11 protein-coding genes and 1 tRNA gene are annotated in these 12,297 nt (G+C 49.8%); 4 read left to right on the plus strand and 8 right to left on the minus strand.

What is annotated here, in order from left to right:
* Positions 1–118: 118 nt before the first annotated feature.
* The 4 genes from AC13CN_RS03555 to AC13CN_RS03570 all read right to left on the minus strand — a co-directional run bounded on the left by AC13CN_RS03555 (position 119) and on the right by AC13CN_RS03570 (position 4,959).
* Positions 119–994 (minus strand): TauD/TfdA dioxygenase family protein, encoded by an 876-nt coding sequence (locus AC13CN_RS03555; RefSeq protein WP_483053011.1) that lies wholly within the window; start codon positions 992–994, stop codon positions 119–121.
* Positions 994–2,997: a TRAP transporter permease gene (locus AC13CN_RS03560; RefSeq protein WP_483053012.1), complete on the minus strand. Its 2,004-nt coding sequence runs from the start codon at positions 2,995–2,997 to the stop codon at positions 994–996. Before AC13CN_RS03560 ends, AC13CN_RS03555 begins: the two co-directional genes overlap by 1 nt.
* An 89-nt stretch (positions 2,998–3,086) precedes the next feature.
* Positions 3,087–4,067 carry a TAXI family TRAP transporter solute-binding subunit gene (locus AC13CN_RS03565; RefSeq protein WP_483053013.1) on the minus strand — a complete coding sequence of 327 codons (981 nt, stop codon included), beginning with the start codon at positions 4,065–4,067 and terminating at the stop codon, positions 3,087–3,089.
* A 61-nt stretch (positions 4,068–4,128) separates the two neighbouring features.
* Positions 4,129–4,959 (minus strand): IclR family transcriptional regulator, encoded by an 831-nt coding sequence (locus AC13CN_RS03570; RefSeq protein WP_483053014.1) that lies wholly within the window; start codon positions 4,957–4,959, stop codon positions 4,129–4,131.
* Between the two features lie 149 nt (positions 4,960–5,108).
* Between AC13CN_RS03570 and AC13CN_RS03575 the strand changes: the two genes are divergently transcribed.
* Both AC13CN_RS03575 and AC13CN_RS03580 read left to right on the plus strand, forming a co-directional pair.
* Positions 5,109–5,828, plus strand: coding sequence for an SDR family oxidoreductase (locus AC13CN_RS03575; RefSeq protein ID WP_483053015.1), 720 nt, complete (start codon positions 5,109–5,111; stop codon positions 5,826–5,828).
* Between the two features lie 51 nt (positions 5,829–5,879).
* Positions 5,880–7,313, plus strand: coding sequence for an aldehyde dehydrogenase family protein (locus tag AC13CN_RS03580; RefSeq protein WP_483053016.1), 1,434 nt, complete (start codon positions 5,880–5,882; stop codon positions 7,311–7,313).
* A 345-nt stretch (positions 7,314–7,658) separates the two neighbouring features.
* On the opposite strand, the gene AC13CN_RS03585 is transcribed toward AC13CN_RS03580, so the two are convergent.
* A complete protein-coding gene (locus AC13CN_RS03585; RefSeq protein ID WP_483053017.1) occupies positions 7,659–8,651 on the minus strand; it encodes a YeiH family protein in 993 nt (330 codons plus the stop codon).
* A 99-nt stretch (positions 8,652–8,750) separates the two neighbouring features.
* Between AC13CN_RS03585 and AC13CN_RS03590 the strand changes: the two genes are divergently transcribed.
* The gene (locus AC13CN_RS03590; RefSeq protein WP_483053018.1) at positions 8,751–9,668 is read left to right on the plus strand and encodes a LysR substrate-binding domain-containing protein; all 918 of its coding nucleotides are present in this window, start codon (positions 8,751–8,753) and stop codon (positions 9,666–9,668) included.
* A 248-nt stretch (positions 9,669–9,916) separates the two neighbouring features.
* Here the strand turns inward: AC13CN_RS03590 and AC13CN_RS03595 are convergent, their stop codons facing one another.
* Together AC13CN_RS03595 and AC13CN_RS03600 are read right to left on the minus strand one after the other, a co-directional pair.
* Positions 9,917–11,227: a tyrosine-type recombinase/integrase gene (locus tag AC13CN_RS03595; RefSeq protein WP_483053019.1), complete on the minus strand. Its 1,311-nt coding sequence runs from the start codon at positions 11,225–11,227 to the stop codon at positions 9,917–9,919.
* Complete coding sequence (locus tag AC13CN_RS03600; RefSeq protein WP_062374905.1) at positions 11,220–11,459, minus strand: hypothetical protein; 240 nt, start codon at positions 11,457–11,459, stop codon at positions 11,220–11,222. The genes AC13CN_RS03595 and AC13CN_RS03600 overlap by 8 nt, the downstream gene beginning before the upstream one ends.
* A 104-nt stretch (positions 11,460–11,563) precedes the next feature.
* Between AC13CN_RS03600 and AC13CN_RS03605 the strand changes: the two genes are divergently transcribed.
* The gene (locus AC13CN_RS03605; protein WP_483053020.1) at positions 11,564–11,836 is read left to right on the plus strand and encodes a helix-turn-helix domain-containing protein; all 273 of its coding nucleotides are present in this window, start codon (positions 11,564–11,566) and stop codon (positions 11,834–11,836) included.
* A 191-nt stretch (positions 11,837–12,027) separates the two neighbouring features.
* Here AC13CN_RS03605 and AC13CN_RS03610 read toward each other — a convergent pair.
* Positions 12,028–12,104: transfer RNA gene (locus AC13CN_RS03610), tRNA-Met, on the minus strand.
* Between the last annotated feature and the right edge of the window lie 193 nt (positions 12,105–12,297).

Raw genomic sequence — 12,297 nt, forward strand, 5'->3', positions numbered from 1 at the left:
CAGGCATTCGGCAAGGTATATAAGAAAAAAAGCTTAGCCCTGGCTATTAAAATAGGGCTAAGCATGCAGCAGTCTGACTATGGAAGTATGGCCTGCTCTGTCATAAGAGGAGTAGCAATTATACTGGGCGATCACCGTTGATGGTTACACGATGCATTTCTCGACGATAGCCATGGTAGTCATTGAGCGCATAGTGGTAAGTGCAGCGATTATCCCAGAATGCGATGGAGCCTTTTTTCCAGCGAAAGCGACAGGTGAATTCTGGTCGGGTGGCATGACGGACAAGATAATCTATAAGCGGTTGGCTTTCCTCGCGGGTCATATTCTCGAAACGCTGGGTAAAAGCTTCGTTTATGAAGAGGCATTTTCGCCCCGTTTCTGGGTGGGTGCGAACTACAGGGTGTACCGCTGTTAGCTCTTGGCGTTTATCCTCACGCAGTTTCGTTGAGCGGCTCTGGTTACGATCTTCGCTACCGTCTTTTCCGCCAAGAAGATACGCATTACTGTGCACCGCATTGAGGCCCTCAAGCATCTGCTTCATACCGTCAGAAAGTGCATCATAAGCCATGCTTAGGTTGGCAAACAGCGTGTCACCACCATAAGGCGGAATTTCACGGGCGTAGAGAATAGAGCCCATCGGGGGAGTTGGTAGGAAGGTTACATCGGTATGCCAAGTGTCGCCGATATTATGCTTAGCATCCTTCTCTTTTACGACTGCAAGTATCTCTTCGTGTCCCGGTAACGGCTCATAGGTTGGGTGGATGTTGAGTGTACCGAAACGCTTGCCGAAGGCTTTATGCTCCTCTGGAGTTAGTGTCTGGTCGCGGAGGAAAATAACCGAGTATTCGAGCAATGCTTGATGGATTTCTTCGAATACTTCCTCGCTCAAACGTGAAAGGTCTACGTTAAGCAACTCGGCGCCCAGGGACCCTGCCAGCGGTTGTACCTGGATATGGTGATAAGCTTTAGAGCTCGCTTGAGCTAGATTAGTCATTATTTGTATTCCTTATTAACGTTAAGGTTGCTGATGCGACGAGCGAGTACGTAACGAGTCGCGATTTGAGCTCCGGCAAGTGCCAGGGCAAAAAGGTTAAGTAAGTGAGATGGATCGACCAGGCAGTAGGCGATAACTAAGTAGAGAAGCCGCTCAAAGATTGTCTTTGCAGGGTATCCACTGACTGCAACACCGAAGGCAACGGCACCGGCTACAGCGGTAATCACTGTATATGCCAGAGCTAAGGGCCCCATATCGCTTCCAATAATCAGCAGTTGAGGGTTATAGACGAAGATGAAGGGCATCATGAATGCCATACCAGCGTACTTGACCGCCGCGTTCCCCGTAGCGGCTACTTTGGCCTCCGCTAAGGCGGCGGCGCCGAAACTAGCTATCATCACAGGGGGAGTAATAAGTGAGAGAACTGCAAAGTAGAGCACGAACATATGCGCAGCAATGACCGGCACACCCAGCTCGATTAGTATCGGACCACCAATAGCAACAGTGACAATATATGCTGCAACTGTTGGCATACCCATCCCTAGGATAACGCAGGTAATCATGACCAAAATAAGCGCTAGGAACATGCTGCCACCAGTGATCGTCAGCAACTGGCTAGAGAGTCTTAGTCCGAACCCTGTTTCGTTGATCACACCGACAACGATGCCAGCAGCAGCACAGGCGATCGTAGCAATGACAGTCGTCCGGGCGCCGATATGAAGGCACTGGATGATGTCTCTTAGCCCGAGGCGAGTCTCTGCCCGAAAGGAAGCGACAACGATCGCAGTTCCTAGACCGGACAGGGCGGCCATCATGGGCGAATAACCGGCTACCAATACCGCCACAAGGGCAATCAGAGGCATGATCATATGTGCCAAGCGCAAAATTTCACCCTTCTTCGGCATCATTTCATCGGGTACGCCGTCCATCTTGTCTCGCCGGGCTGTCAGATCAATCGCCATGAAAAGAGACACATAGAACAACAGCGCAGGTAAGGCAGCAGCAATAATAATATCGGTATACGGGATACCTGTGATGTCGGCCATAACAAACGCTACAGCCCCCATGATAGGCGGAGTAAGCTGCCCACCTGATGAGGCTGCGGCCTCTATACCAGCGGCGTTATGCGGCTTAAACCCTATGCGCTTCATCAGAGGGATTGTGACGGCCCCGGTGGCCATAACATTGGCCAGTGCGCTGCCAGAAATACTGCCGAACGAAGCACTGGTCACTACAGCGACCTTGGCCGGCCCCCCAGGTGAACGCCCTGTCATTGCCAGACCACAACGTTGGATCAACATTCCCGTTTGGGAACGTTCAATAAACGCCCCGAAGATAATGAACAAAAAGACATAAGAGGCTATCACCCCGATGGGCGAACCAAAGATTCCTTTAGTCGTCATATAAAGGCTGAGGAATAGATCGGTAGGCGGTATTGGTCGGTGACGGAAAATAGAAAAGCTGTCACCGCCCCAAAGTCCATAAGCTAGCATGATTAATAATAGAACAGCGATGGGTAGGCCAATACAGCGTCGCGCCAGTTCGACCACGGCCACGACCAGGGCTACAGCCAGCGCAATATCCATCTGAGTGAAGGCATAGAAAGCATATCGCTCTTCAAAGCCTGTAGGGTTAAGAATGGCATTAAGGGTAGCGCCGACCAAGGCAATAGCTATCAATAAGTCGATAACCCAAGTCCAGTCTGGAGATAAAAAGTTTCGTTTATTTCCACGAATGTCGAAGAAAATTAAACCGACTAAACCTATTAACAACAAATGTAATGGACGCAATACGAAAGTGTTGTATGCGCCGACAAAGGGTATATAGATGTGATATAAGCTGGCACCGACGGCTATTATAATCCCCAGTAAAGCTACCCAACTCCCCCAGCCGCTCTTCCAGGAACTGGTCAGTAACCTGCGCGAGCAGAACCATTCATCCTGTCCCTTTTTTTTGTCTTCTGCGGTGAGTAGTACTTTCATTTGTCCTGTTGGTAAAGACATGGCCATTCCTAATAGCGATAGACCTTCTAAGGACTATCGCACGTTGCCCATAGGGAATTAGGCGCACAATAGCGCCACGCGATATGTAATCAGGAATTCAGCAATCCGATTTCATGCCAGTACTGCTCCGCACCGGGATGCAGCGGGATACGAATGCCTTTAAGAGCCATTTCTTCAGTCAACTCTTTATAAGAGGGGTGGGCTTGAACAAGCCTTTGGCGATTCTCCCAAGTAGCCTTAGTTAACTTGTAAATCCATTCTTCTGGTAACTCAGCATGTGTGACAATCTGAGTCACCGAACCAGCTGTAACTATGTCTTCTTTTTGTCTTGTAAATGTCCCAGCTGGAATGACCATTCGCTCGTAGTTATACTTCGCGCTTAAACGTGCGACCAACTCATCATCCATACTCAGTAGGTGCCCGTCCGCGGTAGAGAGAATCTCATTGATGGTAGAATGAGGAACAGAACCAATGACAGTAGCCGAAGAAACAATCCCATCACTAAAGAGTCCCGACATTTCGGGGTAATCTGTATTAACTTCTTTGACCTGGCCGGCGATGCCGACCTCTTCAATCACATTTCGGAACGTAGCTAGGCCCGTCATGCCAGACGAGCCTGGAGCTACCGACATACCGGCTAGATCGCTATAGCTCGTAATATCGGGTTTAGCAACGGTGCTGAGATACGCTGCGTTGGTGGACATAATGGCGCGCAAACCTTCAATGGGTCGCCCCTCAAAAGATAAATTTCCATGCTGCGCAGCAGTGACGTCCATAGCGAAGGAGTAAGCGATATCGATCCTACGGCCTCCCACTGCTTGTAAATTAGCCAAACTGCCGCCCGGTGTGACGGTTGTCGAGACGTTTGGCCATAGATTTTTGGCAATTTCGGCCATGGTAGCGGCACCCAAATACCAAGCCCCGCCTTGGCCGCCTCCAACAAGAGTGAGATAGTCTGGAGTCTTAGCTGCATAGGCCATCGATCCCAAAAGTTTGGGCCCCATAGCAATTGCTGCTGCGGACATAACACCAGTTTTAAGAAAACTACGACGAGCAAGTTTAATTGTCATGTTGTAAGCTCCTATTGAGATTAGGGAGTATTGTTTTTATTTATGAAAGTATAATAATTACTTAAATACCTTCACGTTCTTGCCGGGGGGGCAATTGCCCTACCCATTCGCTGATTTGAAAATCCTGGGCCATTTGAACAAGCCGCTCACCCAGTTCATCGAGCATTTCTACTGACAGTCGATGATCGGGGCCCCCGCAATTGAAGGCCGCTAAGGTCTCTGAAGAGAGTCGAACGGCCGCCCCTACGGCATTCACGTCATGCTCCCAGCTACCGATGGCTTTACAGTATCCGTGGTGTCGATAATCCTCCGTGCTGTTTTCTAGAAGACTAAGGATTTTTTCGTACTGCTCCGGATGACGCTCTTGGTAAAGTTTTAGAATTTCTTTTCTTTCAGCTCTATTCGCGGCGGCGAAGTAGGCCTGACCCATTGCCGTTGTCGCCAGTGGTAGGCGTGAACCAATATCGAGAGGTAGCGCGCTAACGGTTGGGTTTCGAGAACGCTCGATCAAAATCATTGAGAGTCCGTCGCGAATGCCGAGCGATACCGTACCTCCCGATTGCTTAGCTAGGTCCTGCATGAGCGGTGCGGCAATGTGTCGGCGATCGATATTGGCCAGCACTGGATAGCCGAGCGTTAAAATTCTCGGATGTAATTGATAGTGGCCAATATCTTCCCGAAACATTAGGTAACCGAGTTTGTTCAACGTGTAGCTAAGCCGGGTGATTGTCGACTTTGGCAGCCCAGTTTCCCGTGCTAAGTCACCAGCTGACATAGATACGCGATCTGGACTAAAGGCAGCCAGAAGTGAAATTCCCCGTGCCAGGCTCGACACGAATAAACGGTCTTTCTCGTTGGCCTTCTGTTCTGCGCCGAACTTAAGTAATTCCATTGCGTCCTCTCGGTGATTCGTCAGCATAATTACTTGCTTGCCGAAGAAAGCTAGCATAGTCTTTTGGGAATATCAAAAAATGGTACGACGTACCGCAGTGCGGTACAACACATGCTGATTATGCAGTGAATAAAATTGGAGGTTTTTTTATGCAGCAGCCAGTGACCCTTGTTACCGGCTCTTCTCGGGGTATCGGTGCAGCAACTGCCAAGCTATTGGCCGAGAGCGGCCATTTAGTGATTGGCACCGGTCGACACCGGCCAATCAACCCGCCTGGCCCTTTCTTTGAAATTGATTTTGTAGATTCCAAAGCAACGGCAGAAGGCCTGAGCCAGATCGTTGAGGAATATGAAATTGATCACTTGATCAATAATGCAGGTTTGTCCCAATCACGTTCTCTTTTGGAAACCAGCGTGGAGGATATGGATTTACATTACTCGGTAAATTTGCGTGCAGCAGTTCAATGTGCCCAAGCAGTAGTTCCTAGTATGCAAAAAAAGGGACGCGGACGTATTGTCAATGTATCAAGCCGTGTGGTTCTCGGCCGTACAGAACGCACGCCCTACGCGGCCTCTAAAGCAGGCTTGCTGAGTCTAACGCGCTGTTGGGCATTAGAACTGGCGGCTTCCGGTATAACTATAAATACTATCGCGCCAGGTCCGATTCGCACCGAGCTATTTGATCGAAATCATCCGCTGGGCTCCGAGGCTTACGAGGAGCTTCTCAAAACGGTGCCGGGAAAACGCTTTGGCACACCGGAAGAGGTTGCAGAACCCATCGCTTTTTTGCTTTCGGACGGAGCCGCGTATATCAACGGACAGGTCATCTACGTTTGCGGTGGTGCCAGTATCGGAGCGGCCCCCCTATGACAATTAGTCTTTTGAGCTAATAAAATACGAACAACTATAAGGATTATATTGATGCACAAGAATTTTATCGGCGGAGCTTGGGTAGAAGGCATTGGTATCAGCCATAATGTCAACCCGGCCAACATTGAAGAGATCATTGGAGAATACGCTCAAGGTGACAGTGGCCAAGCCTTATCAGCTATATCGAGTGCACGTAATGCATTCCCTACTTGGTCACAGTCAACCCCGCAGCAGCGCTTTGATATACTAGATCGAATCGGCAGCGAGATTCTAGCGCGTAAGGAAGAACTAGGTCGCCTCCTAACGCGCGAAGAAGGGAAGACTCTTGCAGAGGGAATTGGCGAAGCAAACCGGGCTGGTGCAATATTTAAATTTTTTGCTGGGGAGGCGCTGCGACTTAGTGGGGAGCAGATTGCTTCGGTTCGTCCTGACGTTATCGTCGATGTAACACGAGAACCTCTCGGTGTGGTGGGGCTGATTACGCCTTGGAATTTCCCTATTGCCATCCCCGCTTGGAAGATTGCACCAGCGCTGGCATATGGCAACTGCGTAATTATCAAGCCTGCGGATATTGCACCAGGTTGCGTCTGGGCGTTAACAGAAATAATCAGTCGCTCCGGTCTTCCAGACGGTGTCTTTAACCTAGTGATGGGGCCTGGCTCCGTGGTAGGTCAGACCATCGCAGAGAGTAACGATGTCGATGCTGTTAGCTTTACAGGGTCTACCGGCGTAGGCACACATCTTCGCCGTACTGTAACGGACCGCGGCGGGCGTGTTCAGTTGGAGATGGGAGGTAAAAATCCTCTAGTAGTATTAGATGACGCGAATTTAGAAACTGCAGTGGAGTGTGCCCTAAATGGCGCATTTTTTTCCACTGGGCAGCGTTGTACGGCTTCTTCTCGTTTAATAGTTACCGAAGGAATCCACGACCGTTTCATCGCAGCACTTCACAAGCGCATGGAGGAACTTATAGTAGGAGACGGACTGGATCCCTCTACTGACATCGGACCAGCGGTCAGTCAGGCTCAGAAAGAACAGGTTCTCGAGTATGTGCGTATCGGTGAATCCGAGGGCGCACGCCTGTTGCTGGGCGGCACCTCAGCGAGTGGTCGTTCGAATGGGCATTATGTAATGCCGACTCTCTTTGTTGATACACACCCTGATATGCGCATCAACCAAGAGGAGATCTTTGGCCCAGTAGCTTGCATCATCAAAGTTAGGGATTTTGAACATGCTTTGGAAGTTGCCAACGCTGTTGAATTTGGTCTTACAGCAGGCATCTGTACAGGATCCTTGAAAGCAGCCAGTGACTTCAAGCGGCGGGTTCATGCTGGCATGGTTATGGTTAATTTGCCGACTGCAGGAGTTGACTACCACGTTGCTTTCGGGGGGCGTAAGGCATCGAGCTATGGCCCTCGTGAGCAAGGGAGCTACGCGCGGGAGTTTTATACCATTGTAAAGACGGCGTATACGCTACCGATGTGAACACTGCTGATGGTAATGGCGATGGTTGAATAACAATTACTACTGCATTGTGATGTATTCAGCCATGCTGGCAGCTGTAGTGGTCGTCCTAGACCCACTGCAGCTGCCAGCATTTTGGCCGCCTCAAAGCGAGTTTTGAACCCCAAGCGGTCGTCTTGATTTGCTTTACCACCAAACAACTACCAGCTGTGGGTTATATAGTCGGCGAACCGAAATAGGGCTACTTGACGCGTTCGGACTTTCCGCGAATCGCCTATTCATAACAAACCTTATGTGTCCTGTTATCGCGATAACAGGACACATATTGGAACATGGCCAATCGACGTAAAGTGACAAAGAACCCATTTAGCCCATCAGGAGCTGACTAGCTAGGCCACCACCCACTAGAAGTAAGACAAACAGTATTAACCCCAGTATAAAAGGGCGTATACCCAACGCCTTGAGCTTCTCGAAACGGGTTTCGAATCCCAGTGCGGCCATGGCCATGGTCAGCGCAACCTGCCCAGCCAGTACTAGTGTCTGATGGAGACTAGTAGGCAAGTCAATAACACTGTTGAACCCAATTACGGCTATGAACCCGAAAGCAAACCAAGGGATCACCAGTTTGCCAGTCCCTGATTCCGAGTCGCTGGTCTGCTGACGAAGCCACCATTGCCCAACGATAAGTAGGAAGGGCAACAACAGGATCACGCGAACCATTTTGACGATGACGGCACTAGCCATTGCCTCGGTACCCACAGCATCAGCGGCGGCCACAACCTGAGCCACTTCGTGAACAGTCGCGCCTATATAGATGCCAAAGAGGGCTTCTTCCATTCCTAAATACGGGTATAAAAGAGGGTAGGTAAGCATTCCCAGAGTGCCGAAGAGCACTACGGTGGCTACGGCCATGGATGAGGCGGCCGGACGCGAGCGGATGACAGCTTCGGTCGCGAGCACCGCCGCTGCACCGCAGATGGCACTACCTGCACTTGTTAATAATGTTGTTTCGCGGTCCATTCCCAGAATACGGGTGCCGATCTGATAGCCGATGATCAGCACACTGCAGATCACCACTAGGTCTAGTAGCAATACCCCGATACCAAGGGCGAAGACTTGCTGCAGGGTTAATGACAGCCCGAATAGTACGATGCCGCTACGCAGCAGCCAGCGTGTGGCAAATTTTAACCCTGATTGAGTACTTGAAAGACGGCGCGCCAGAGGAAGGTTACCCGCAATCAGGCCTAGAAGTAAGGCGAAAACCAATGGGCTAATACCACTGGAAGCTAGTCCGGGTAGATGAGCTAGGCCAAAGCCTACCAAAGTTAGGGTGCTACAGAGAATCAGACCTTGCCACATGACGTTTTTCCTTATTAGTGCGTCCGTGGCTAGCATAGAAAGGAAAATGCTTTATGGTTATCAATATATAACAATATGACTGTTCGGTAGAGACGATATATGACTCCCCATGTGACTTTTCGCCAGCTACAAGTCTTTGTAGCCGTGGCTCGTGACGGCACGGTGATCGCTGCTGCGCGTCACTTGAAGCTGTCTCAATCGACTATTAGTCAATCACTCTCTGATCTGGAGCATCAGCTGGGCGTCGATCTCTTCGAGCGGCTTGGCCGACGTTTGCGGCTCAATGGTATGGGGAGCTACCTGTTACCCCGTGCCGAACGGCTGCTGGAAGGCATGGCCGACTTCGTGGCTGTGGCCGAGGAACCTGAGAGTCAATTACAGGGCACCCTTAATGTCTCGGCCAGCGCTACCACCGGTACCTATCTGTTACCCCCTCTGGCTGGATACTTCAGCAATGAAAATCCAAAAGTGGACCTTCGCTTACGGTTGCGCAACACGGGAGAGGTAATTACGGATCTGCTGCGTTTCGATGCAGATTTGGGGTTGATCGAAGGGCAATGTCACGAATCGCGCCTGGAGAGCGAAACTTGGTGCGAGGATCAGCTTGTGATTGTCTGCTCCCCACAGCATCCCTTGGCCCAGAAGAAGCGGCTTGATGACGTCGATCTTGGTGCTGCGCCCTGGATACTCCGCGAACTGGGATCAGGAACACGTGAAATATTTGAGGCTGCCGTGTTGCATCATGTCGAGCGACTGCAGGTGCGTATGGAGCTCAGTCAACATGAGGCCATTAAGCAAGCAGTGATAGCCGGCCTCGGTTTGGGCTGCCTGTCGTATCGCAGCGTGAAGGGGGAGCTTGAGCGGGGGGAATTGGTTTCAATGCAGAGTGGGCTAGAACTATCTAGGATCTTTTCATTGGTGTGGCATCCCGAGCGTTATCGGAGCCCGTTGTGGCAGGCATTTAAGGTCTTCTTAATCGAGAGCCATGGACATTCGCCGAAGCCTGGCAAGCAATAAATTCTCAGCTCGAAATGCATGCGTAGTATTTATCATCATGATGGTAACGCGGTTTTTCGGGTGAAGTAACAATAGCAATGGTCAGCACAATACCAAACTCAATACGCTGATCAGGGGCGAGTCGCCCACCGCTACTAGTCAGAAGCCTGTTCATTAACGTCAGCCAACGATAATTTCTTGAACCCTTCAATCGATCCCTAATCTCACTGGAATATTTTGTGCGGCTTCACGTGTGACCAGTACTCATTTTATCTTCCGGGCTTCACCGCAATACAGAAAAGATCCACACAATTTGATGTGGATATAATTAACAAGCGAGCATAAAAAAACCGCCTGGTTGAAGCCGTTTCATGACGCTGCTCCTTCTGGGGCTTAGTGGGCGTGGTGTTGCCTAACAAACGCTCAAAGGCAGAGCCATCCATACGGGTGGCATTGGGGACGTAACGCGAATAAACCTTAAACAGCATCTCGGTGGAGCTATGGCCCAGCATTCGCGCCACCCATTCTGGGTTTTCGCCAGAAGCCAAAAAGAGTGTCGCGGCAGTATGGCGTGTTTGATAAGGACGGCGTTTAGTCAGCCCAAGAGACTTGAGCAAGGGGTACCACACGCGCTTTGTCACGTTATTGTGATCAAGCGGCTGTCCCATCTGATTGCAGAACACGTACTTACTCATGTGCCCAGTGGCGGCGTACTGCGTTTTGAGAGCGTCGTACACCTGCCCGAACATGGGGATTTCTCGTTGCGACCCATCGGTCTTGGTATATTCCGTTTCACCATTTATCAATGTTTCGCGTACTAAGATTTCACGCTTAGCAAAATCAATGTTTTTCCACTTCAAACCATCGACCTCACCGGTGCGCATGCCGGTAAAGAACCGCACTATGTAATAGTTGCAATAGTCTGCGCGGACGTTATCGATGATGCGTTGCACCTCATGTAGCGAAAACGGCTCGATATGCGTCTTCTGTAGCTTTAACGGCTTAATATTTTTGTACGGCGTCTCGAAATCGAAACGCTCGGCCGCCTCATCGAGCACCATACGCAAAATGGACATATGGCTGTTGATCGTTTTAGGCGATACCAGCCCCGTGGCACCACGGCCCCTGCGCTTGGCTAGTTTGGTGCGGAACGCCAGGATGTCCGCCTTGGTGATCTCTCCGATGTGTTTTTTCCCAAATGCAGGCTTAAGTGAGCTATCCAAGATCGAACTCACATTGCGGACGTGAGAGGCGCGCCATTGGATTTTGCTTTCGTCGAACCACTGATCAGAGAAACCGTTGAAGAATGGTGTGTCTGAATCGCTGACAACTTGAGGCTCAGCTGTATTGGTAGGCTGATGGGGCTTCAATTTCTGCAAGTTGCTGCTATTAGGAAAGAACTCTGCATAATTGAATTCGCCGAGCAGCATTTTTGCTTCCATGCGCTGTAAAAGCTGTTCCAACTGCTTACGATTTTTTGCGTTGTCGTCTAGAAGCGTTTGTTCACGAAAACGTTGCCCGTCATACCTGAAGTCGATAAAAAGCTTTTTGCTCTCTTGGCGGACGCGAACCTTACCCATGGCATACGCCTCCGTTCGCCATTGGAATGGCGATTGCTTGCTCACGAGGGGTCGCTTTCAGCATTTCTTCCTGAATAGTTTCCCAGATATAAAGGATTTTCCGACGCCCAAAGGGGCGGATGTAATGAGTGCCTTCAATGAGCACACTGTCTTTGAGTTGCTGGCGGATAGTGCGTGCATCATATTTGATTCGCGACGCGAGCTCTTCCGTTGTCAAAAAAGTGCAGTCCATGAGACTATCTCCTCGCTCAAGTGATCATTTGATAATATATTTAATCGTTCGATCATAAATATAAACGATCAAATGATTATTTCAACACCTTTTTGATAATTTTTATGATCACATTGGACAAAGAGATGATTCGGTATCACTTAAAAGAGCTGATCGCTGAGAAAGAATTTGAAGAACGGCGCAGGATTACGATTGGCGAGATAGCAAAAGAAACAGGTATCAATCGAATGACGTTATCGAAAATTATCAATCATCCAGGCCATAGCACTGTGACTGATAATCTCGACAAGCTTTGTTACTACTTCGATTGTGAGATTGAGCAACTGGTAACTCATGTTAAGGAGGCTAATGATGAGTCTGCGCCTTTGTCCGGCTAAGAACGTAGTATGGAAATTTATGGTGAGGTAGGGATTTCTGCTAGGTGCCTGAAGGTCATGCAAATTTTTGATCTTCAGAGGCAGTGGAAATATTGGGCACTGTGTGGGCACAATATGGGCACAGAGGAATTTGAAATGGTAGGCAACAAAAAAGGCAGATCAGTAAGTAACTGATCTGCCTCTCAAAATATTGGTAGCGGGGACCGGATTTGAACCGATGACCTTCGGGTTATGAGCCCGACGAGCTACCAGACTGCTCCACCCCGCATCAACGTGTGGCGTATTCTACGCATTTTTGACGCTAAGTCAACCCCTCATATAACTAGGGTCTCCCCATTTTCCGGCGTGTCATCGGCATAGTCCTCCTGAGGAGGTGAACAAGTCTGGTATTCGTGCCTCGGCGTCTGGCGCTCTTCTCCAGAGGGGGTAGAAAACACTTCGGCCTTGAGCAAACAGCCGTT

Source organism: Vreelandella sp. L-25, assembly GCF_056857535.1.